This is a genomic window from Chryseobacterium sp. BIGb0232, assembly GCF_024810195.1.
Classification (GTDB): domain Bacteria; phylum Bacteroidota; class Bacteroidia; order Flavobacteriales; family Weeksellaceae; genus Chryseobacterium; species Chryseobacterium pennae.
In genome coordinates this window covers 43425-66729 of the sequence record NZ_JANUEH010000007.1, presented here as the reverse complement: position 1 = coordinate 66729, position 23305 = coordinate 43425, and the positions used below count along the sequence as shown (strand labels likewise).

The following is a 23305-nucleotide window of genomic DNA, read 5'->3' as shown; positions in this document are numbered from 1 at the left end:
TTATAAATGACTTAATGGGCAAGAATAAATTAGCAAGATTTGCAGAAAATAAGATATTACCGAATGTAATTCAACCTACAAGAGAAAACGCTTTAGAAGGCTTTGAACTAAAGGGAAAATGGAGAGAAAACTTCTTTAAAAATGACAACCCTATTGTTCTTGAGCTAGGCTGTGGAAAAGGAGAATACTCTGTAGGATTAGCCAAAACATTTCCTGAAAAAAACTTTATCGGGATTGATATTAAAGGGGCTAGATTCTGGTTCGGTGCCAAAGAAGCAGTGGAAAACGGAATGACTAATGTGGCTTTCTTAAGAACACAGATTGAACTTGTAGATTATTTCTTTGCCGAAAATGAAGTGGATGAAATCTGGATTACCTTCCCGGACCCACAAATCAAATACAAAAGAACAAAACATAGATTAACACATCCGGACTTTTTAGCCCGTTATAAAAAATTCCTGAAGCCAGGAGGGATCATCCACCTGAAGACGGACTCAGAGTTTCTTCACGGATATACGCTTGGATATTTACAGGGAGCAGGATATGAAATCATTACCGCTCACCACGATATCTACGGAGCTCCTGAATACGATCCTAATACGCCGCATTTGAGAGACATCCAGACGTATTATGAGCAACTGTTCTCAGCAAAAGGAAAAACGATAACCTATATAAAATTCCGGATACACTGATGAAATAAACAAACACTATTGATGAAAAAAAAATTTTTGACGATTTTATTTTTCTCTTTCCTTACCCCTGTCTTTATCTATTCACAAAAAGGTAGTAAAGACATCCTAAAAAGCACAAATATCAAGGAAATTGAAGAATATCTTAAGACCGCACACCCTGACGATCCTAAAAAAAGTGTGCTGAAACCTAAGCTCATTGCTTTAAAAAACTCTGAGTGGACGAAGGGATCACGTGCTGCCAAACCTATGGAAGCCAGGCCCGTCATTGCAGATATCCCCAAAAATGCAATGAAAGATCCCAACTCTAATGAAGCAGAAGAATTCAAGCGGTTACTTGCCGAAACATCTGCCGAACATAAAGAGAAAACCGCACAGCTTTTAAATACAATGCTTAATGAGGACATTACTAAAAAAGAATCTATTCTTTTATTTAAGAATAATTCGGATTGTAATATTGTTCTCCGGATAGAAGGAAAAGATTATTACAATCTTGCAGTTCCCGCTCACGGAGAAAACTTCATTATAGTTAATAAAGGCTCTTATACACTAAGCAGCAATGTTTGTGACATGAAGTACTTTTCTCAAAAAGATATAAAAAGAAGTATCTTTGTAACCATAGACAATCCAGGTCAGCCAGGAGCTCAACCGGTTTCAACAACAAAAGCTCCGCCTGAAAAACCATTAAAAAAAAGAAAAGCAAAAAAATAAACGGGTATGAAAAAGTTATTAGTTCTTACCGGGGTTTCAATGATCCTTACCAGCTGTAGTGTAAATTACGGTGGTTATCCCATAAGAAACCCCTACCCTACCAATACTGGTGGAGGCAGCAGTGCAGCTAATGCGGAAAGGGAATACAATGAACTGATAAAAACCTATAAGCCTGAAACAGCTGAAGTTCTGAATGATCTTCTCAATAATGATGACCCCGGTAATCCTAAGACTTCCATTTCTGTAGAAAACAAATCTCCATGCAATATGGTTCTTACAGTAAGCGGAAACGGATTTTTTAAAAAAATTCCAATAGGTGCCGGAAAAATAGGATATACAATGGTGACGAAGAATCAGAACTACAGATTATCCGGAATGCTTTGTAACTCTTCTTATCAGTCTACAAAGTTTATCACCACTTCTTATGCTATAAAAATTTCAAATTAAATAAACCCCGCAGATTACTGTGGGGTTTCTATTTTATAAATATTTTTCAGATATTCTAAAGGCAGTCGATTTCTGCTTTCTTATGCCATTTTTTCAAATCCCCTAATTATTCCGTAGGAAGTAATCAATATATCATTTAAAGTTCTTATTGAGACTTGTATAGGATTATAAACGCTTATATAAATCTGCATTATCTGCAAAATCTGTGAGTACATATAAAAACAAAAAACGCTGGATCGAAATCCAGCGTTTTTCCTATATTAAAGAAAATCTTTAATTATTCTGCATCGAAATCAGCATCTGTATCAGCAGATACCTTTTCTCCTTCTTCTTTAGATTTTTCTTTATCAGCTTTTCTTTGAGACTGACCTTCTTTGATAGAATCAGAAACAATGCTCAAGATCATATCGATAGATTTAGAAGCATCATCGTTTCCTGGGATAACGAAGTCTACTTTTCTAGGATCAGAGTTTGTATCAACGATACCGAAAACTGGAATACCTAATTTCTTAGCTTCAGTTACCGCGATGTGTTCTCTTAAGATATCAACTACAAAGATTGCAGAAGGAAGTCTAACCATGTCAGAGATAGAACCTAAGTTTTTCTCTAAGTTAGCTCTTTGTCTGTCAACTTGTAATCTTTCTTTTTTAGATAAAGTTTCGAACGTACCGTCTTTTTTCATTTTGTCGATAGAGTTCATCTTCTTTACCGCCTTTCTGATAGTAACGAAGTTCGTTAACATACCCCCTGGCCATCTTTCTGTAATATAAGGCATATTAAGTTCAGAAGCGTGTTTTGCAACCACTTCTTTCGCTTGCTTCTTAGTAGCTACGAAAAGAACTTTTTTACCTGCAGAAGTTAATTTTTCTAAAGCGCTGCACGCTTCATCTAATTTAACTGCTGTTTTATGTAAGTCTACAATGTGAATACCGTTCTTCTCCATAAAAATGTATGGAGCCATATTTGGGTTCCACTTTCTAGTCATGTGACCGAAGTGTACGCCAGCCTCTAAAAGGTCTTTTACATTTGCTTTTGCCATGTTTTCTGTTTTTGTTAGTTTACTTTCCGTCTTTTAAACAATCAACAACTTCTTTAGATGGGAGAAGCGTTTGGATGCTAAACATAACGGGCAATGGGCGCTTTGCTTTTTGCTTTTGGCAGCAGGCTTTTCGCCGAGATTAAGTTTAAATAAAATGTAGTACATTTCTGTAGCCAATAGCCAATAGCCATTCGCCAACAAGAAATCTTAACGTTTTGAGAATTGGAATCTCTTTCTTGCTTTTTTCTGACCTGGCTTCTTTCTTTCCACCATTCTTGCGTCTCTTGTAAGTAAACCAGCTGGCTTTAATGCTAATCTGAACTCAGCGTTGATTTCGCATAAAGCTCTTGAAATACCTAATCTGATAGCTTCTGCCTGACCTGTATTACCACCACCGAAAACATTTACGGTAACGTCATACTGACCAACAGTCTCAGAAAGGATAAACGGTTGGTTTAATTTGTAAACCATCACGTCTGTAGAGAAATAAGTTGCAGCATCTTTACCGTTTACTGTAATAACACCAGAACCTGGTCTTACATAAACTCTAGCTACAGAAGTTTTTCTTCTTCCGATTTTGTGAACTATAGACATAATTAATTATTTAAATTCGTTAACATTAATTGTTTTAGGCTGTTGAGCTTCATGTTTGTGCTCAGTTCCTTCATATAAATAAAGGTTCTTAAGGATAGCAGATCCTAATCTGTTTTTAGGTAACATACCTTTTACAGACTTCTCTAATACCTTTAAAGAATCTTTCTTTTGAAGTTCAGCCGCAGTCATAGACTTCTGTCCTCCAGGATATCCTGTATGCCAGATATAAGTCTTATCAGCCCACTTGTTTCCGGAAAGCGTAATTTTCCCAGCATTCAAAACGATTACGTTATCACCACAATCTACGTGAGGTGTAAAATTCGTTTTGTGCTTACCTCTCAAAATCTTTGCAACCGTAGAAGCTAGTCTTCCTAACGGCTGTCCTTCAGCGTCTACCACAACCCATTCTTTATTAGCAGTAGCTTTGTTCGCTGAAACAGTTTTGTAACTTAATGTATTCACACGTTTTAGTTAAAGATTAAACATAATTTACCCCTAAAAGGGTGTGCAAAGGTACAAATTATTTTTATATCCCAAAAACATATTTCATTTAATCTATAGAATATCTGCTATTCAACTCTATAGCAATAGATTTTAACACTATTTATACTTTTGGCACAAAACTTGTTAAATGTTGTGGCGATGAAAAAAAACGTTTAGAAGGTTCTAAAAACACAAATTATGATAAAGCAAGAGTTCTTTCCCTCAACTCTTTCTTTATTACTTTTCTTCTAAAATTCAAGTAAGGTACTTTTCCTGACCTTTAAGTTCTAATCTTAAGAGAATCTATTATATTCTATAAAGCAGATATTTCAACTCAACCTATTAATATTGTAGTTCATTTATATATTGACTCCTTTTTCTTTAAAGCATCATTATTGACTCTAATTTTAATTTTATTTAAAGATTTCTTTAAAAGTCTAGTGATATCATTGCTTATTTACTGAAATAATTATCTTTGTCGCACAAATAAATACTATGAGCCACGGAAAGATACGAGAAGATAAAACCTGCCTGAATTGCGGGCATCAAGTAGAGGAAAGATTCTGTCCTCACTGCGGACAGGAAAATACTGAGAGACGGCAGCCTTTCTATTTTCTATTCACTCACTTCGTTGAAGACTTTACTCATTATGACGGACAATTTTGGGGAACCGTTAAGAATCTGATATTCAAACCTGGAAAACTTACCAATATTTACTTGGAGGGTAAAAGACAGACCTTTGTTCCTCCCGTAAAGCTCTATATTTTTGTCAGTTTTATTACATTTTTCATGTTTGCCCTTTTTCCTATGGTTCTTTTTAATAGTGATAGCAATAAAGGAGGAACCCTGGACAAAGCAGCCATTATTAAGAATATAAAGCCTGCTGATACCCAAAAATTAATAGATAGTATAAAAGCTAGAAAAAATCTAACAAAAGAAGATTCCCTTGCCATCAAAAGCCTACAGGTACTTCCTGATTCAGCCAAAATAGAGGATTTCGCCAAAATTCTGGAGATGGATAAAAAAATAGATTCGAATAGCGGCTTTGGAAACTACAAAACCAGAAAATCTTATGATTCAGCGATGGCCAAAAACCCTTCATTTTTGGATTTCATTCAAATTCCAATCGCTCATAAATTCTTTGAACTTAAAGATAATGGGGTAAAAAAAGAAGAAATTGTAACCAGCATGGTAGAAAAATCATTTCATAATCTACCCAAAGCACTTTTTATCTATCTCCCAATCTTTGCCTTCTTTTTATGGATTTTCCACAATAAGAAAAAATGGTGGTATTTTGATCATGGAATTTTCACTCTGCATTATTTCTCATTCCTATTGCTAATAATATTACTTATATTCTTAATATCCAAACTGACAGGATTATCGGGCTTCAAGATGATCAATGCTCTTTTGTATTTAATAATGTCATTGCTGACCTTATACAGTATGGGATATTTCTTTATTGCTCACAGACGCGTTTATCACTCACATGGATTGGTCAGTCTTATCATCGGAATGATATTATTCACCATTAATTTTATTGCATTTATGTTTTTAGTTGTCGGTCTTGCTTTGATAAGCTTCCTGATGATTCACTAATATAAATAAGGCTGTCCAATGTGACAGCCTTATTTATATTAGTTTATTTTCTTAATGACTTGGTTGCCCTAAAACTTGCAATTACATAATAGGCTACAAACACCATGGAAAATTTTAGAATGGATGGAATAGCCAGTTCAAGTTTAAAAATTAAAGTTCCTATCAAAACTAAAATTCCCATCACAACAAATGACAGGCCCAATTTTTTAGGCAATGTAAAATCCGGAGTATCCAAATAATAAGCAATGCCCCATGCTGCCCCAAAGGCAACGGCATAATAAAGTTCCAGGCCAATATTATCTGAACTTAAAAAGAAATAATTGATAAGGAAGCTTACTACTGTTCCCAACGCGAAATATATTAAGGCTTTCTGCATGTCTGTAAAATATGGTGCAAAAGTAAAGATTTTAATTTGAGTAATTCAGGATCTGTCAATTTCTAAATAAAATCCGGAAGTCATTTTTAATTCTGTAACTACCGAACCTTTAGACTTTCAAATTCTCAAACCTAAAATTGGAGATATTTTATTAAATAAGGCAATATAAACAAATGATAATCAATTTAATAAAATCAAACACAGGGTTGTTTTTTTATTATTATATTTGAAAACTTAGAAACTTTCTAGAATTTTTATGGAAACCCAAAAATATACTCCAACCAACAAGGTAAGAATCGTAACGGCTGCCTCATTATTTGACGGCCATGATGCTGCGATCAATATTATGCGTCGTGTCATTCAGGGAACTGGATGTGAAGTGATTCACTTAGGACATGACAAATCAGCAGAGGAAGTTGTAAATACAGCGATCCAGGAAGATGCCAATGCCATTGCACTAACTTCATATCAGGGAGGTCACAATGAATATTTCAAATATATCTATGATCTTTTAAGAGAAAAAAATTCACCACAGATCAAAATTTTTGGCGGTGGTGGTGGTGTTATCCTTCCGGAAGAGATTAAAGATCTGATGTCTTACGGAATCGACAGAATCTATTCTCCGGATGATGGCCGTGAACTTGGCCTTCAGGGAATGATTGATGACCTGGTACACCGTTCAGACTTTGCTACCGGAAAAGATGTAACAGCCAACGATCTGGACTCAATCAGTTTTGAAAACTCAACAAGTATTGCCAGAATTATTTCCGCAGTGGAGAACTTTTCAGATGAAAAACCTGAATTGGTAAAGGCTATTGATGAAAAATCAAAAGATTTAAATATTCCGATCATTGGGATTACAGGAACAGGAGGTGCCGGAAAATCATCTTTAACGGATGAATTGGTAAGACGTTTCCTGCGTTCCAATACAGATAAAAAAATTGCAATCATTTCTATTGACCCTTCTAAAAAGAAAACAGGAGGTGCACTTCTTGGTGACAGAATCCGTATGAACGCGATTAATGATCCTAGAGTGTATATGCGTTCAATGGCTACCAGAGAGAACAACGTTTCTGTTTCTCCGTTCATTCATTCTGCATTAAATGTCTTAAAATTGGCTCATCCGGATGTGATCATTCTTGAAACTTCAGGGATCGGACAATCAGGATCGGAGGTTTCAGATTTTGCAGATGTTTCCATGTATGTAATGACTCCTGAATATGGTGCTTCTACTCAGCTGGAAAAAATCGACATGCTAGATTATGCGGATCTGGTTGCGTTAAACAAATCTGACAAACGTGGTGCTCTTGATGCTCTTCAGGCCGTAAGAAAGCAGTTCCAGAGAAACCACCTTTTATGGGAAAACCCATTGGAAGATATGCCTGTATATGCTACAAAAGCATCTCAGTTCAATGATCACGGAACAACAGAACTTTATAACAGACTGGTTTTAAAAGTAAACGAAAAATTTGCTGATTTAGGACTTAAAACTTTCGTTGAACAGGAAATTACGGAGGAAGTAACGATTATCCCTCCAAAAAGAGTCCGTTACCTTTCTGAAATTGTTGAAAATAACAAACAGTATGATGCTAGTGTTGAAAAACAGGCTGAACTTGCAAGAAAACTGTATCATATTGAAGGCGTAAAAAATATTATTTCCAATGAAGCTTTAGATACTGAATATCAAAAGGCTGAAAAAGAACTTCAACAGGAAAACATCGACTTCCTGAGAACCTGGGATGATACAAAGAAAGCTTTTCAGGCAGAATTCTATTCATATTTTGTAAGAGGAAAAGAGATCAAAGTAGAAACGTCTACAGAATCTTTATCACATTTAAGAATTCCAAAAATTGCCTTACCAAAATATAACGACTGGGGAGATCTTATTCAATGGAAAGGCCAGGAAAACCTTCCGGGAAGCTTCCCTTATACTGCAGGAATTTATCCGTTCAAAAGAACAGGTGAAGATCCTACAAGGATGTTTGCAGGAGAAGGAGGTCCGGAAAGAACCAACAGAAGATTCCATTATGTATCTGCAGAAATGCCTGCAAAACGTCTGTCTACAGCGTTTGACTCGGTAACTTTATATGGACAGGATCCAGCTTTACCACCGGATATTTACGGTAAAATCGGTAATGCCGGAGTTTCTATTGCTACATTGGATGATGCTAAAAAGCTATATTCAGGATTTGATTTAGTCAATGCATTGACTTCGGTTTCTATGACAATCAACGGACCTGCTCCAATGCTACTGGCTTTCTTCATGAATGCTGCTATCGACCAGAATGTTGAAAAATACATCAAGGAAAACGGATTAGAGGCTAAAGTTGAGGCTAAGCTTAAAGAAAAATTCGATGATAAAGGGTTAGAAAGACCAAAATATAAAGGAGAACTTCCACCATCCAACAACGGATTGGGATTACAGCTTTTAGGATTAACAGGTGACGAAATTATCCCTGCAGAGGTATATGCTGAAATTAAAGCTAAAACGATTGCTACTGTTCGTGGTACCGTTCAGGCTGATATTTTAAAGGAAGACCAGGCTCAGAATACCTGTATCTTCTCTACTGAATTTGCCCTAAGATTAATGGGTGACGTTCAGGAATATTTCATCAAGGAGAAAGTAAGAAACTTCTACTCTGTTTCCATTTCAGGATATCACATTGCTGAAGCGGGAGCTAACCCTGTTTCTCAGCTGGCATTTACATTGGCAAACGGTTTCACTTATGTGGAATACTACCTGTCCAGAGGAATGGACATCAATGATTTTGCTCCAAACTTATCTTTCTTCTTCTCTAACGGTATTGACCCTGAGTATTCAGTGATCGGACGTGTAGCAAGAAGAATCTGGGCAAAAGCCATGAAACTGAAATATGGAGCTGACGAAAGAAGCCAGATGCTGAAATACCATATCCAGACTTCAGGACGTTCGCTTCACGCTCAGGAAATTGATTTCAACGATATCAGAACTACCCTTCAGGCACTTTATGCGATCTACGATAACTGTAACTCACTTCACACAAATGCTTATGATGAAGCGATTACAACTCCTACTGAACAGTCTGTAAGAAGAGCTATGGCCATTCAGCTGATCATTAACAAAGAATTAGGTCTTGCTAAAAATGAGAACCCGCTTCAGGGATCATTTATTATCGAAGAGCTTACCGATCTTGTGGAAGAAGCTGTGTATGCAGAATTCGACAGAATTACTGAAAGAGGTGGTGTACTGGGGGCCATGGAAACGATGTATCAGCGTTCCAAGATCCAGGAAGAATCTATGCATTATGAATGGTTGAAACACACTGGAGAGTATCCTATCATTGGGGTGAATACATTCCTTGGAAAAGACGGTTCACCAACGGTACTTCCGGGAGAGGTTATCCGTTCTACTGAAGAGGAAAAACAAGCACAGATTGAATCTCTTCATAACTTCCAGAAAGCCAATGAAGATAAATCTGAAGAAGCTTTAAGTAAACTTCAGCATGCTGCGATCAACCAGCAAAACTTATTTGAAGTGATGATTGATGCTGTTAAATTCTGTTCTTTAGGGCAGATCACCAATGCTTTATTTGAAGTGGGTGGGAAGTACAGAAGAAATATGTAAGACGATATTCATCTTAATATAATATAACAAAACCTAACAGGATTCTGAATCCTGTTAGGTTTTTTATTTATGAAGCAGGTAGTACAGGAGAAATATAACCGGTTATAAAAAAATAATAAATCAAAACCTTAAGAAATTTTCTTGAGGTTTTTTTGTACTTTTAAGTAAGAAAACTGATGATCATGAAAAAGGAATTTCAAATTAAAGAACCTTGCCCCGTTGCCCGTGAGGACATGCGGAAAGTATCTGGCGGGAGCTTTTGTGACCTTTGCTCAAAGAAAGTATATGACCTTGCAGATAAAACAGATGAGGAAATTAAAACATTATTAAAATCCAATTCCTCTGTTTGTGGAAGAATTCAAACCGATCGCTTATTCATTCCGAAAGAAAAACCGGAAACCCAATACAATTTTTTCCAGTTTCCTTTTAGAAAAATAGCCGGTGGAATTTTTCTGTCAATTTTATTTACCTCAAATCTCAACGCTCAAAAAATGAAAATCGATACTTTAGAGGCCGTTGAAATTCAGGGAATGGTCTGGATCGCTCCCAAATCAGAGGATGACGATTATGATATTCCTCAACCTGTAATTAACAGGACACTGGAAATAAAAATATCCGGAGATCCCGGAAACCTCATCCAATATCAGTCTATTACCCTTCTTACTCCTTTTAAAAGATTCAGCTCCGGAAACTATATCCACGTTCCCGCTGATCTCATCAAAATGAGTAATGTATTCGTTATTGAAGGAGTAGATCCCAAAAACGGAGAGCTTAATGCTAATAAATATTTTCTTTTTGTAAATAAAAGGCACATTAAGGATAATAACATACTGAATCTTAATCTGGATCAGGCGAAAAGGGTCCTTTTCAATCCCAAAAATAAAGAGTTCATCTATTTTCTTGATGGTGAAGAAATTACAAAAAGAGAATTTGAACACTATCAGAAAGAAAATAAGATAGAGTCCTATTTTCTGCCGGAAATCTATGCGGAGGAACTTTTTGGAGACGACTATTACCTTGAAAACGGAGCTGTTGTATCTTACAGGAAATAATACTTCCAGCCTACCCTATCACTAAAACAATGCTTATGAAAAGTTATCTTGAGAAATTTTCATCATTACTTATCTTCTGTTTCATAGCAATAATATCGGCACAGAAGCAACCTGATCAATTCAGCATCAGCCTTCCCACGAAAAAGTTAGATAAGAGTTATTATAAGACTATTAAACTTATTGATCGTAGGATTGATACAACCTCATTAGGAACGATCCGAAAGGGACTTTTAAATAATCCAGCCAATTTGTTTGCAGCGGCCCCTCTTTCTGACCAATTTCAAAATGTTTTAAACAGCCTCAACGGAGAGCATACAGAAAACGGAACTTTAGTTTTATATCTTAGACAGTTATTTTTTGCTGAAGTGGCAGTTCATGGCTATTGCTATTTCCAGGGCTTTTTATTTTCAAAAAATGAAGACGGCACCTATTCTTTACTGGAGCAGGTAAATCATGTTATTGATCACAAGGCCAAATCGGATGTTACCAAAGAACTTCTTCAGAAAGGAAGTGAATTCCTGGTAGATTTTATCACTGTCAACGCTTCTAAAAAACCGGTATCCGGTCATCATTATACTTATCAGCAAATTAATGATTTTGAGGGAACCGCTAAAAGTTCTATCAGTATTTTCAGTTCCTCTGAATTGAAAGACGGGGTATATAATGATTATCAATCTCTAAAAAATCAGCAGCCCAACAAAGAAATTACCAATGTGAAATTTTATGGTAATGCTCCGAAAATAGTAAGAATCTATGAAACTCTTGATGGCAAAGAAAAAGAGATAAAAAAAGACAATATCTATGCGATAGTATACAAAGGAGAACTTTATCCCTATCTCTCCATAGAAAACCTGTTTACAAAGGCTGAAAAGAGAGAAAATGACTATTATTTCGTTGGGAAAATAAAATCAAATACAAATTCACCCAGTATAACTGTTGCACCTGCATACACCTATGCATCTATTGGGGTTTCTTTCATGAGCAGCCCTGTTCTTCCCTTTGAAATGAAAATTGATTATTTCAATGGAGATTTTATTCCGATCAGAGAAATTGAGAACAAAAGATAAGTTATAGAACAGAAGCTGGAAGTATGAGGATGGAATTTATTTTCGTCATAGAATTACTGATTGTTACATCAATGTTTTAAAAACAAAAACCGCAGAGTTACCTGCGGTTTTATTTGTTATGTATCTTCAATTATTTCTTGTTGAAATCCCCTGCAAAAACAGAAGTCAGTTTATCTTCACTGATATACTTTTTAAGGGCATCATTCACCTGTCCTACTTTTAAGCCAGAAACTTTTGCTTCCAGTGTATCATAATCCTCCAAAGGAATACCATACTGAAGCTGAGAGTTTACAAGCCCCATCAGGGTACTTTCATTTCCTAGGCTTGTTTTTCTTGAGGTCAGCCAGGAAGTTAGATTGGATTTAAATTCTTCCTCGGTAAATCCTTCTTTCACTGCTTTATTCACTTCTTCTTTTAATGCCGAATTCACAGCATCTTTTTTCGTTGGATTAAAGAATGCATACCAACCCCATGAGGCAACGGCATTATCTGCCGGAACATTCATATACGAACCTGCTCCATAGCTGATTCCTTCTTTTTCACGAAGTCTCATAGGAATTCTCGCGGTCATAAAACCTCCGCTTCCCAATATTTCGTTCGCTATAAGAAGTGCCGGATAATCAGAGCTTTTTCTATCCATAGAGAAGCTGATTTTTCCAACTGCAGCACCGTTTTCTTTATCCGGAGTCAAATAGATCTTATCTTCTTTTTTAGTGGCAAAAAGTTCAGGCTTAATCTGTTCGTAATTCGATTTTGAGTTCCATTTCCCAAAGGCACCTTCCATTAATGAAGAGGCTGTCTTGGAATCCAGGTCTCCGATCATGGTTCCTACCCCATTATTACTTCCTATAATTTTACTATAAAAGTCTACAAGCTCCTGTCTTTTAATGGTTTTATTAGCTTCAATTTGCTCTTTGAAAGATGGAGTATAGAAGATGCTTTCTTTAGGATAGTTTTCCGTAATTTTTCCAATCTCAGTAAATGCCAATGCCTGCGGATCATTTAAAGAGCCTTCAAGGGAAGTATTATATTCATTGACTGTTTTTACCAATTCTGCTTCAGGGAAGTTAGACTCTGTAAGGATTTCTTTCATCAGATCCATTACTTTTGGCAAATGCTCTTTGTATGTGCTTACATTGGCAGATAATGTTTGTCCTCTGAATGAGAAACTGATGGAAGATTTCCACTGATCCAGCATATCCTGAATCTGTTCTTTTGTATGAGTCTTAGTCCCTGTTTTCATCACCTGAGCCATTAAAGCTCCAATCTGAGCTTTTCCGCTTAAGTCTTTAGCATTACCTACAGGAAAACGGAAGCTTCCCAATACTTTTCCACCTTTGATTTCTTTTCTGATCACCCCATACTTCATCCCGTTGCTTAGTTTGCCTTCAGACAGATTAGCTTTTAGGTTTTTAATACTTGCTTCAAAAGGAGCCACTTCTTTTTCAAGAGCTTTTCCTTTATAACTGTTTGTTAAAGTAGCAATCTGATTGTCAGAATATTCAATATTCTTAACTCTTACCTCATCTTTAGAAGGCACAAATATCCCTACCGTTCTGTTATTCGTTTTAAAATATTTATCGGAAACTCTCTGAACATCAGCCAAGGTCAGTTTTTCGATATTATCACGATATAACATTCCTAATTTATAATTTCCAGCTCCTACAATTTCTGTCAGCTCAATAGCAAAATTAATCGTATTGTTTTTTGTATTCTCAATTTGCTTTAAAATCTTAGCTTTGGCTCTTGCAACATCCTGTTCTGTGTACTTAATGCCTGAAACTTTATCCAGTTCTGTTCTGAATTCACTTTCTACAGCTTTTACATCCTTATCTGCAGGCACTTCCAGACCAAAGTACATAAATGCCGCATCTCTTACTGTTGGCTGGTACGAATAGATAGAAGCTGCTTTATGAGAATCAATCATAGCTTTATATAAATAGCCTGAAGGATCTGCCGTTAAAATTTCTGATAAAGCATCCAAAGCCGCATAGTCTTTATCCGCATAAGGTGCTGTGTGATACAATGCTCCTACAATTTTGCTATCTCCTGAACGTTTCAGCTCTACAAAGCGTTCTCCGTCCTGAGCAGGTTCAACGGTATAGGTCTGGTCTAAAACTCTTGAAGGTTTGGGAATAACAGAGAAATATTGAGAAATATAGTTTAAAGCCTGTTTTTCATCAAATTTACCTGCTACAACAAGGGTTGCATTATCTGGCTGATAATGTTTCTCATAGAATTTTCTAAGTATTGGAGCTTTTACCCTTTCAATATCTTCTTTACTTCCGATGGTGCTGTTTCCGTAATTATGCCATAAATAGGCTGTGGATACAATACGTTCCATTAAAACGGATCCTGGATTATTTTCACCGATCTCAAACTCGTTTCTCACTACAGAAAACTCTTTATCCAGGTCAGATTGAAGAATCGTAGCATTGATCATCCTGTCGGCTTCCATTTCTAAGGCCCATTTCAGGTTTTCATCACTTGAAGGAAAGATTTCGTAATAATTTGTTCTGTCATACCAGGTTGTTCCATTGGCATCTCCTCCTTTATCTGACAATTGTTTTTTAATATCACCTAATTTTTTAGTGCTTTTAAACAACATATGCTCCAGTAAATGTGCCATTCCTTTTTCTCCATAGCCTTCATGTTTGGATCCTACATTATAAATGATATTCACCACCATATTACTTTGGGAAGGATCCGGAATCAAAAGGACTTTCATCCCGTTATTCAGAGTATATTCTTTTACTCCTTCCGTGTTACTTACAAATTTTGGGGTGTCTGCTTTCTGCGAAAATAAGGGTGTGGCAATTCCCGTAAAAAACAGGACAGCTGTCCCAACCAATAGATTTTTCATGTGTTTTATTTTTAAATCTGTTTAATTTAGAAAGTTTTCAAATGTATTATAATAATTAGACAGTATAAATCGCCCAAATGTTACAAATTTTGTCATAAAATTGCAGGATTAATAAACGTGTTCATCCATGAAGCCTAAAGCCTTATTCAACTGGAGCAGCGGAAAAGATTCTGCATTGGCTCTTTATAAAATATTACAGGAAGATCAGTATGAGATTGCGACTCTTTTAACCAGTATCAATAAAGAGTTTCAAAGAATTTCCATGCACGGTGTACATGTTAATCTTTTGGAACAGCAAACTTCTCTTCTTGGTATTCCTCTTATTAAGATGGAACTTCCCAGAGAACCATCCATGGAAGAATATCAGAAGATCATGAATAAAACAATGGCTGAAATACAGGCTCAGGGAATTACTCATTCTATTTTCGGGGATATTTTCCTGGAAGATATTCGTCAATACAGGGAGAAGCAATTAAACACCATCGGAATGCAGGCAGTATTTCCTCTCTGGAAACAAAATACTTCAGACCTGATTCAGGAGTTTTTAAAATCAGGATTCAAAACGATTGTAACCTGTGTAAACGGAGCTTACCTAGATAAAAGTTTTGCAGGAAGAATTATTGACCAGCAGTTTCTTGATGATCTTCCTGAAAATGTAGATCCGTGTGGAGAAAATGGGGAATTTCATACATTTACTTTTGATGGACCTGTTTTTAAAAGTCCTGTTCAGTTTGAAACCGGAGAAACGGTAAAAAAGACTTATCCCAAACCGAAATCTAATCCGGAAGATGAGGATGAAGAATATATTTTCTGGTTTTGTGATCTGATTGCAAAATAAAACAGCAATATTTTTTGCCACGGATACACGGATAAATAGGCTTAGAATATTTTGATTATTATTAATGGAGAATAATAATTAAATTACTCGGAAGGATGGCTTAGTGATGAAAGCACAATTAAAATATTCGTGTATTCGTGGCATTAAAAATTTACTTTAATTGTGTAATAATGTCATTCATTGTATCAAATATCAGCTGTACATCTGTTTCTGTAGTTTTCCAATTTACAAAAGCTGCTCTGATTCCTTTTTGCTGATTATAAACAGTAGGAGTCATAAAGACTTTTCCTGTAGCATTAAGCATTTCAAGGAATTTTCCTACTCTATCCTGTTTTTCATCATCCCTTAAAGTGAAACAGACTGTATTAAGACGTACTGGCGCCAAGAGTTTAAAATCATCACTGTTTTCAATAAGTTTTCCGAAGTTTCTTGCCAGCGCAACATTATTTTCTACAATATACTGATACCCTTTCTTACCATACGCCATTATAGAAAACCAGGCAGGAAGTGCTTTTAAACGTCTTGAATTCTCAGGAAGAAAATTTAAATAGCCAAAATTTTCCAAAGGATCACCTAAATAAGGAGCATTTGAGTTCTGGAAGGTTTCTACCTGTAAAACTTTGTGTTCTTCTTTTACCAGGAATACAGCACTTTCATACGGTACATTCAACCATTTATGACAGTCTACGGTAATACTGTCTGCATATTCCCAGTCTTTGACAAGGTGTTTATAATGATCTGAGCAAGCAGCAAAGCCTCCGAATGCAGCATCAATATGCCACCAGAAATTATATTTTCCCTTCAGTTTTCTGATCTCTGTAAAATCATCAAAGTCAACGGTATTTACTGTTCCACCACTGGAAATCAAGATGAACGGCTCATTATTCAGATGTATAATCTGCTCTTCCAGATCCTTAATACAGATAGATTCACGATCACTCCCTTCAGTTTTAATCCTGATGATACTATTACTTCCGATTCCCAAAAGAGATAATGACTTAATAGATGATGAATGCGGAGTTGCAGTCAGAATTTTGATGGGTTCAGAAATTCCTTCTTTGGCAATATCTCTGCCTTTTGCTTTTCCCAGCCATTGACGGGCTACTGCAAGACAGGTAAAATTAGACATGGTAGCTCCGGTTACAAAACCACCCAGAAAACTGTCCGGGAGTTCCAGAAGTTCCAGCATAAATCTAATAGTCTCAATTTCTACATTCGCTGAAATATCTCCCTGTCCTTTTGTTGATTGGGGATTCTGGTCATAAATGGTAGAGAGCCAGTCTCCTGCCATAGAAGCTGGAGTAGCACCACCGGTAACAAATCCCAGATACCTTGGACCTGCTGATCCCACCATAATAGGTTCAAATCTTTTATTGAATATCTTTAAAACTTCTTCCGTTCCATAGCCATATTCCGGAAGATCTACCGACTCTGGTATAAGGGCATTATTTATTGATGTAGGTCTGTCTGCAAGGGTATTCAGGTATTCGGTGCCTTGCTTTTTTATAATATCCAATAGATGGCTTATGTTTACTGAATCATTTTTCAAATGTTCTTCCATGATGTTGGGGTTAGAGATATTCTATTCAAATGTATTGAATACCAGACAAAGAATCATTAAATACGCATTAAATCCCTCAAAATTCCCTTCTTAGCACGTATTTTGCATCCTACACTGCTCTTAAAAATTTCAGTATCTTTAAGAATATCAATGTTAATCTAAAAAAATAAACACCCGTGATCAAAAATTTAATGTTCCTTCTGCCTCTGTGTTTTTTATTTTCATGTAAAACAGAACCCTCGGCTCCTCCTGTTGATAAAAAAGCCATTATTGATTCCACTATCACCGCTTTTCAGAAAACACTTTTGGAACAGCAGATTGATTCTGTATTCAAAAAATATCATTTCAATGGAAGTATTGCAGTTTTCAAGGATTCCCTTCCTCTTTACAGAAAAGAAAACGGATATTCTGATTTTAAAAGAAAAACAAAAATTGACAGTAATACCATCTTTGCCATCGGATCTGTAAGCAAACAGTTCACTGCCGTTATGACTTTACTTCAGATGGAGCAGGGAAAATTAAATATGACGGATAAAGTTTCTAAATATTTAAAGGAATTCCAAATCAAAGAATATGAAAACATTACGATTCATCAACTGCTGAATCATACTTCAGGACTGAATATGATGGGAGGTAAGCTAATGTTTAAAAGCGGAACAGATTTCAACTACTCCAACGATGGGTTTAATGCACTGGGAAAAATCGTAGAAACAGTCTCGGGAAAATCATATAATGACAATGCGCTGGAACTGTTTAAAAAGGCAGGCATGGCTCATTCCTCAACCGGCGATATTTTTAAAGGAACCCATTTTGCATCCGCTTACCTTGGAAATGCAAATAAACCTGAAGAAGTACCGAATATGCCCAAAAGATTGGGGGGAAAAGAAATAGGAACTCCTGCAGGGGGAATCCTTTCTACCATTGATGATCTTCACACCTGGAACAGTGCTCTTTATGGCGGAAAAATCCTGAAACCGGAAACCCTCAAGCTCTTTATGGCAAAAAGCTCAGAAAGACGACATGCTATCTTTGGAAAAATGGGCTATGCCTATGGAATCATGCTGAACATCGGCAAGCCCAATTCGTATTTTCACAGTGGGTATGTAAAAGGGTCTCCTTCCCTGAACATCTATTATCCTGAAACGAAAACTTCTGTTATTATCCTTTCTAATATTGCAGATGAAGAAAAAGGAAAAGGCTTAGTATTCAAACCGCATATTGAAGTAAAAAAGATTACCGATCATCTTGAAAACACCCTTAATCAGCTTAGATCAGGAAATTAGTCTTTCTATTCCTTTCCGAAGATCAATCGCAAATATAAAGAGTCTGCATTTTGGGCAGGCTTTTTTTATGCATTCAAGTTTATTTATTAATTTGCCTTATGAAAAAAATGTACTTCATTGCCATTTACCCATCAGAAGAAATCATCAAAGAGATAGGAGCTTTTAAAAAAGACCTTGCTGTTTCTTATGGAAACTCTAAGGCATTAAAAAATGAAGCACATATCACTCTTTTTCCACCTTTCTCCAGGGAACTGGAATTGGAAGAAGATATTCACATTGCTTTTCAAAAGATTAATACTATCCTTTCTCCATTTGAAATTGAACTGAACGGTTTCGGAAGTTTTGCCAATCCCAAAAATCCGGTGATCTTTGTACATCCTGAAGACAATGTTCATTTAACAGATCTTCACAACAGAGTAAAACAGCAGTTTAACTTTGCTAAATATTCCTTTACCCCTCATATGACGGTAGGATACAGGGATCTGACTTGGGAAAATTATCTTAAAGCCTGGGAAAAATATGAGCACAAAGAATACAAAACGAAATTCTTAGTTGACAAAATCCTATTGTTGCGTCATGACGGAAAATGGGTTTCTATTGCAGAGAAACTCTTTACAGAAACAATGTAAACCCACCTGTTTTTTCCTTAGCTTTTATTTTTCTATTATCAATTTATCTATCATCTATTAGCCTCTTATCTTTTCGTCTTATCTCAATATTATTTTATAAAGTCCTATCTTTGACCCAATGATTGCAGAGAAGATAATTTTAGGTATTGATCCCGGAACAGCCGTTATGGGCTTTGGTCTTATTTCCGTTAAAAAAGGTAAAATGGAGATGGTTGCCGTTCATGAACTGATTCTAAAAAAATATCCCAACCATGAGACCAAACTAAAATATATTTTCGAAAAGACATTAGCTTTAATTGACGAGTATCATCCGGACGAAGTCGCTCTTGAAGCTCCCTTCTTTGGTAAAAATGTACAAAGTATGCTGAAATTGGGACGTGCACAGGGTGTAGCCATGGCTGCGAGCTTATACAGAAATGTTCCCATCACAGAGTATTCTCCTAAAAAGATCAAAATGGCCATCACCGGAAATGGGAATGCCAGCAAAGAACAGGTAGCAGGAATGCTTCAGAATCTTTTTAAGCTAAAGGAATTTCCTACCAAATATTTAGATGCTTCTGATGGTCTTGCTGTGGCAGTGTGTCATCACTTTAACTCTGGAACGATTACGGATACAAAGTCGTATTCTGGGTGGGATAGTTTTTTGAAGCAGAATCCTGATAGGCTGAAGTAGAGATTTTAATAAAGGTTGAGAAAATCCTTAAGAGACAAAACATTTATCGGTTTTGTAATACACTCCTTTTGTCTGAGATTCAAAAGCTCTAGTTTTTCTATTCAGTTTAATAAAAAATGATTCCCTACTAACCGGGCAGTTTTCAAACTTTGCAAGATAAAGATAAAAATAATCTTCGTCCTGCTTGAAAGAGCCTCCAACCGGATCTTTCTGATCAAACCAAAAGCCATAGGTCTTTGCGATAAGCAAAGCTTCCTGTATATTATCTACATAACCAATAAAGCTTCTTAATTCTTCTTCACTGTCAATATCTCGGAACTTTTTATTATCAAGTATCCTGATATAGGTAAAGCACCAGTCAGGCATGCATTCAACAAAAAATCCTTGATCTGGAGAATGGATTCTAATATTCTTTTCATCCAGCCAACTTTTATTCTCATACAATAACTCTTCACGCAGCGAATCATATTTTCGCATAACTTTCCAATTCTCGTATTTTTTATCCGGAATGATAGATTTATACAAATCATCTTTAAAATGCAATGAATCGGGAATTTTATTATACTCATCAGAAATAACTGCCTGAGCATATATAAATTCTGACGCAAGTAAGAAAAGGAATACTATTATTTTCATTACAAATCTTAGCAAAGAGAGTTAAAGTTAATCATTTTTATCAATAATGAAAAACATAGTGTTAATAAACTATTTAAAGCTAAAGTTTAAATTACTTGGTAAAACATAATACTATCTTTTACATTGGTATAATTTTTAATACTACCTTTGTATAAATTTTCTATGATGAAAACAAACCAACAAACTATAAATCAAACGAATCATAAAATAAATTGGTTCCAGAAGTTCCTGATGGTATGCTCCGGCGGGAACATCCATATTTTAAGAAAAACTCCAAGTGAATGGAATAAATTTTCCGGAATTGGAGGAATTGTACTTTTTACGGCAGTGTTCGCCACCCTATCTGCAGGTTATGCTATGTATACCGTATTCGACGATATCTGGGCAGCAGTGGGATTTGGAATTCTATGGGGATTAATGATCTTTAACCTCGACCGCTATATTGTTTCTTCCATTAAGAAAACCGGTACATGGTGGAATCAGATCCTGATGTCTATTCCACGTTTGATTCTTGCCACATTTCTAGGGATTATTATTTCAAAACCTTTAGAACTGAAAATCTTTGAAAAGGAGGTGAATAAACAATTAAATACCATTATTCAAAGGAATAAAAAACAGCTTCAGGGTGAAATGACAGGAAGAATTCTTCAGCAAAGCGGGCCTTTTGAAACGGAAAAGAAACAGATCGCAGAAAAAACAGCCCTCTATCAGCAATCCTATGATTCTGCCTCTGTAGAACTTGAAAAGGAAATTTTGGGAAAAGAATCCGGACTAACCAGTGGAAAAGAAGGATTCGGGTCTAATGCCAAACGTAAACAGCAATTGAAGGAGCAACGCAGACAGGATCTTGAAAACTATCAGAAACAGGTAGCTCCAAGATTAGAATATCTTGATAAAGAGATTTCAAAAGTATATACGAATCTTGAAACTGAAAGAAAGTCTACCGAAACTTTTGAAGATAAATTCAATGGATTTGCAGCACGGCTTCAGGCTTTGGATGAATTGGGTAAAAATTCTGCCATTATAGGATTGGCAGCTACCTTTATTATGGGATTATTCATCTGTCTTGAAATTTCTCCGGTGCTGGTAAAACTGATCTCTCACGTAGGTCCTTATGACTATCTTTTAGAAAAAACCGAAAACGACTTCAGGCTTTATTCTAAGGAAAAAATTGAAAAAGGAAATGCGCTAACCGATTTCAGAGTTGATGATTTCAAGGATAATCTAAAAAAATAATGTATTTTTCATCCATGATTATTGATAAAGAAGAAATCCGGAAGAAAAAGAAAAAGCTGGACGACTGTAAAGCTTACCTTAAAAAAGAATTCATCGGTATAGATAAGATCATCGATGATATCATGGAATACATCCAGATCTGGTATCTGATGCCTGAGATCCTGACCCGCCCTGTAGTAATTAACCTATGGGGAATGACCGGCGTAGGAAAAACAGATCTGGTGAGAAAAATGGTCCGTTTTCTTGATTTTCAAAACCGTTTTGTAGAAATTGAACTAAGTAATTCGGATGAAACATCATGGAGCAAAAGTGTGTCTGATATATTACAAAGTAATGGATTAAGCGATGAAAAACCCAGTATTGCTCTCTTCGATGAAATCCAGCGTTTTAATACGATTGATCCGGATGGGATGCCGGTTCCACAGACCAAATTCACAGATTTCTGGGAACTTTTAAGTGACGGACGTCTCAGCAAAAGAGAACGGGAAGATCTTGAACATTATTTATTCTCTTATCTATTCCGTAAAAAAGAAAATGACAGAAGAAAACTGAACGGAGAAACGGAACTGGATGAAAACCCTTATCTGAACCTCTGGGATGCCAAAGAATTAAAAAAATACCTCAGCATGGATGATGATGTCATGAGCATTATTGAAATGAAAGAGGAAGATATGATTAAGCTGATCCGCAAGAAGCAGAAAGAAAAGAAAATCTATGAGCCGGTAGATTACAGCAAAATGCTGATCATCATCAGCGGGAACCTGGATGAAGCTTTTCAGATGTCAAAAGAAACCAGTGAAGCAGATGTGGATGCCAATATTTACCACGCGTTTACTAAAAAAATAACTGTAGTTGATATAAAAAATGCATTAGCCAGAAAATTCCGCCCTGAGCAGGTTGCCAGATTCGGAAATATTCATCTAATCTATTTTTCGTTAAAAACCGAAGATTTTCATAAGCTTATCCAACGGGAGATCAATAATCTGAAGCATAAAACAAAAAACAAATTTGGTATTTCTTTAAAAACAAGCAAGGCAATCAATGAGCTGATCTACAGAAACGGTGTATTTCCGGTTCAGGGAGTGCGTCCTGTATTCAGCAGTGTAGTGGATATTTTAGATACTAACCTCAGCAAGTTTCTTTTTGAAGCCATTATTCATGAAGATAACAGCATTGAAATCGATTATCTTCAGGATAAAAAGATCATTATCGGAAAGGTTGGCAGCAGAACTATTGAAATTCCTTATCTGGGAAGAATCGACAGCATACGACAAGCCAACCAACAAGATGCTGTAGCCAACATCAGTGTTCATGAATGCGGACATGCCATTTCTTATATGCTCTATACAGGTTTCGCTCCATTACAGCTTAAAAGCAAGGTGGCAAGCAGCTATGCAGCCGGTTTTACTTTCCCACATCAGATTCATGATACCAAAGGAAGCCTTCTGGACAGGATCAAAATCTATCTGGCAGGTGGTATCGCTGAAGAAATTATTTTTGGTGATCAGCATGCAAGTATCGGAAGAAGTCATGATCGGGAACAGGCTACAGGTTTAGCCATTGATTTCATCAGGAAATACGGTTTTGAAGAAGATTATCAGGCCACTTATAATCTGGAGGACTATGCTCACCGAATGCAGCAGCATATTACAGATGAAAGAGTTGAAAAACTGATGCAGGATCTTGTACAAAAAACACGGGAAGATCTGATCCTTCATCTGGATCTGCTTAAAAATATGAGCAAAATACTTAGCGAGAAAGGAAGCATGTCTCCAAAAGAAATTTATGATATAGCTATTAAACATCAATTAGTAGTAAGCATTAGAGAAGAGGGATATTTGCATATAATAAATTATCATGATTTATTAAATTCCTAGAGAAAACATCTATAGAAATCACCAAAACCATTAATAAATTCAAACCTT

General features: G+C 36.1%; 20 protein-coding genes. 13 read left to right on the top strand and 7 right to left on the bottom strand.

Going from position 1 to position 23305, the window contains the following annotated elements; all coding sequences use genetic code 11:
- The first annotated feature begins 14 nt into the window (after nucleotides 1-14).
- Genes trmB through M2372_RS16075 form a run of 3 tightly spaced genes read left to right on the top strand, consistent with a single transcriptional unit; the run spans nucleotide 15 to nucleotide 1847 of the window.
- Nucleotides 15-692: a tRNA (guanosine(46)-N7)-methyltransferase TrmB gene (gene trmB / locus M2372_RS16085; protein WP_115970540.1), complete on the top strand. Its 678-nt coding sequence runs from the start codon at nucleotides 15-17 to the stop codon at nucleotides 690-692.
- A gap of 21 nt (nucleotides 693-713) precedes the next feature.
- Complete coding sequence (locus tag M2372_RS16080) at nucleotides 714-1400, top strand: DUF6759 domain-containing protein (RefSeq protein WP_228455779.1); 687 nt, start codon at nucleotides 714-716, stop codon at nucleotides 1398-1400.
- Between the two features lie 6 nt (nucleotides 1401-1406).
- Complete coding sequence (locus M2372_RS16075; protein WP_123320946.1) at nucleotides 1407-1847, top strand: DUF6759 domain-containing protein; 441 nt, start codon at nucleotides 1407-1409, stop codon at nucleotides 1845-1847.
- A gap of 277 nt (nucleotides 1848-2124) precedes the next feature.
- Here M2372_RS16075 and rpsB read toward each other — a convergent pair whose 3' ends face one another.
- From rpsB to rplM, 3 genes are all read right to left on the bottom strand, one after another.
- Nucleotides 2125-2886, bottom strand: a complete 762-nt coding sequence (gene rpsB, locus M2372_RS16070; RefSeq protein ID WP_045501217.1) for a 30S ribosomal protein S2 — start codon at nucleotides 2884-2886, stop codon at nucleotides 2125-2127.
- Nucleotides 2887-3093: 207 nt separating this feature from the next.
- Nucleotides 3094-3480: a 30S ribosomal protein S9 gene (gene rpsI, locus M2372_RS16065; RefSeq protein WP_045501218.1), complete on the bottom strand. Its 387-nt coding sequence runs from the start codon at nucleotides 3478-3480 to the stop codon at nucleotides 3094-3096.
- Nucleotides 3481-3486: 6 nt separating this feature from the next.
- Nucleotides 3487-3942, bottom strand: a complete 456-nt coding sequence (rplM, locus tag M2372_RS16060; RefSeq protein WP_047385928.1) for a 50S ribosomal protein L13 — start codon at nucleotides 3940-3942, stop codon at nucleotides 3487-3489.
- Nucleotides 3943-4458: 516 nt separating this feature from the next.
- On the opposite strand from rplM, the gene M2372_RS16055 reads away from it, so the two are divergent.
- Nucleotides 4459-5562 (top strand): DUF3667 domain-containing protein, encoded by a 1104-nt coding sequence (locus M2372_RS16055; protein ID WP_115970542.1) that lies wholly within the window; start codon nucleotides 4459-4461, stop codon nucleotides 5560-5562.
- Nucleotides 5563-5605: 43 nt separating this feature from the next.
- Here M2372_RS16055 and M2372_RS16050 read toward each other — a convergent pair whose 3' ends face one another.
- Nucleotides 5606-5938 (bottom strand): hypothetical protein, encoded by a 333-nt coding sequence (locus M2372_RS16050; protein WP_115970543.1) that lies wholly within the window; start codon nucleotides 5936-5938, stop codon nucleotides 5606-5608.
- Nucleotides 5939-6194: 256 nt separating this feature from the next.
- Here M2372_RS16050 and M2372_RS16045 point away from each other — a divergent pair, with 256 nt between their 5' ends.
- The 3 genes from M2372_RS16045 to M2372_RS16035 all read left to right on the top strand — a co-directional run bounded on the left by M2372_RS16045 (nucleotide 6195) and on the right by M2372_RS16035 (nucleotide 11661).
- Nucleotides 6195-9542, top strand: a complete 3348-nt coding sequence (locus M2372_RS16045; protein WP_123320947.1) for a methylmalonyl-CoA mutase family protein — start codon at nucleotides 6195-6197, stop codon at nucleotides 9540-9542.
- A 182-nt stretch (nucleotides 9543-9724) separates the two neighbouring features.
- Nucleotides 9725-10594, top strand: coding sequence for a hypothetical protein (locus M2372_RS16040; RefSeq protein ID WP_148060811.1), 870 nt, complete (start codon nucleotides 9725-9727; stop codon nucleotides 10592-10594).
- 35 nt (nucleotides 10595-10629) lie between these two features.
- Complete coding sequence (locus M2372_RS16035; protein WP_148060812.1) at nucleotides 10630-11661, top strand: hypothetical protein; 1032 nt, start codon at nucleotides 10630-10632, stop codon at nucleotides 11659-11661.
- 130 nt (nucleotides 11662-11791) lie between these two features.
- Here the strand turns inward: M2372_RS16035 and M2372_RS16030 are convergent, their stop codons facing one another.
- Entirely contained in the window at nucleotides 11792-14524 is a 2733-nt protein-coding gene (locus tag M2372_RS16030) for a pitrilysin family protein (RefSeq protein WP_123320950.1), read from the bottom strand.
- Between the two features lie 127 nt (nucleotides 14525-14651).
- On the opposite strand from M2372_RS16030, the gene M2372_RS16025 reads away from it, so the two are divergent.
- Nucleotides 14652-15362 (top strand): diphthine--ammonia ligase, encoded by a 711-nt coding sequence (locus M2372_RS16025; protein ID WP_123320951.1) that lies wholly within the window; start codon nucleotides 14652-14654, stop codon nucleotides 15360-15362.
- A 151-nt stretch (nucleotides 15363-15513) separates the two neighbouring features.
- Here M2372_RS16025 and M2372_RS16020 read toward each other — a convergent pair whose 3' ends face one another.
- Nucleotides 15514-16923: a pyridoxal-dependent decarboxylase gene (locus M2372_RS16020; RefSeq protein WP_123320952.1), complete on the bottom strand. Its 1410-nt coding sequence runs from the start codon at nucleotides 16921-16923 to the stop codon at nucleotides 15514-15516.
- A 176-nt stretch (nucleotides 16924-17099) separates the two neighbouring features.
- Here M2372_RS16020 and M2372_RS16015 point away from each other — a divergent pair, with 176 nt between their 5' ends.
- From M2372_RS16015 to ruvC, 3 genes are all read left to right on the top strand, one after another.
- Nucleotides 17100-18206 carry a serine hydrolase gene (locus tag M2372_RS16015; protein WP_228455780.1) on the top strand — a complete coding sequence of 369 codons (1107 nt, stop codon included), beginning with the start codon at nucleotides 17100-17102 and terminating at the stop codon, nucleotides 18204-18206.
- 98 nt (nucleotides 18207-18304) lie between these two features.
- A complete protein-coding gene (locus M2372_RS16010; RefSeq protein WP_123320954.1) occupies nucleotides 18305-18835 on the top strand; it encodes a 2'-5' RNA ligase family protein in 531 nt (176 codons plus the stop codon).
- Nucleotides 18836-18953: 118 nt separating this feature from the next.
- The gene (gene ruvC / locus M2372_RS16005; RefSeq protein ID WP_115970552.1) at nucleotides 18954-19508 is read left to right on the top strand and encodes a crossover junction endodeoxyribonuclease RuvC; all 555 of its coding nucleotides are present in this window, start codon (nucleotides 18954-18956) and stop codon (nucleotides 19506-19508) included.
- A gap of 27 nt (nucleotides 19509-19535) precedes the next feature.
- Here the strand turns inward: ruvC and M2372_RS16000 are convergent, their stop codons facing one another.
- A complete protein-coding gene (locus tag M2372_RS16000; protein WP_123320955.1) occupies nucleotides 19536-20144 on the bottom strand; it encodes a hypothetical protein in 609 nt (202 codons plus the stop codon).
- 165 nt (nucleotides 20145-20309) lie between these two features.
- Here M2372_RS16000 and M2372_RS15995 point away from each other — a divergent pair, with 165 nt between their 5' ends.
- Nucleotides 20310-21380 carry a DUF4407 domain-containing protein gene (locus M2372_RS15995; RefSeq protein WP_123321000.1) on the top strand — a complete coding sequence of 357 codons (1071 nt, stop codon included), beginning with the start codon at nucleotides 20310-20312 and terminating at the stop codon, nucleotides 21378-21380.
- A complete protein-coding gene (locus M2372_RS15990; RefSeq protein WP_228455781.1) occupies nucleotides 21380-23257 on the top strand; it encodes a hypothetical protein in 1878 nt (625 codons plus the stop codon). The genes M2372_RS15995 and M2372_RS15990 overlap by 1 nt, the downstream gene beginning before the upstream one ends.
- Nucleotides 23258-23305: the final 48 nt, after the last annotated feature.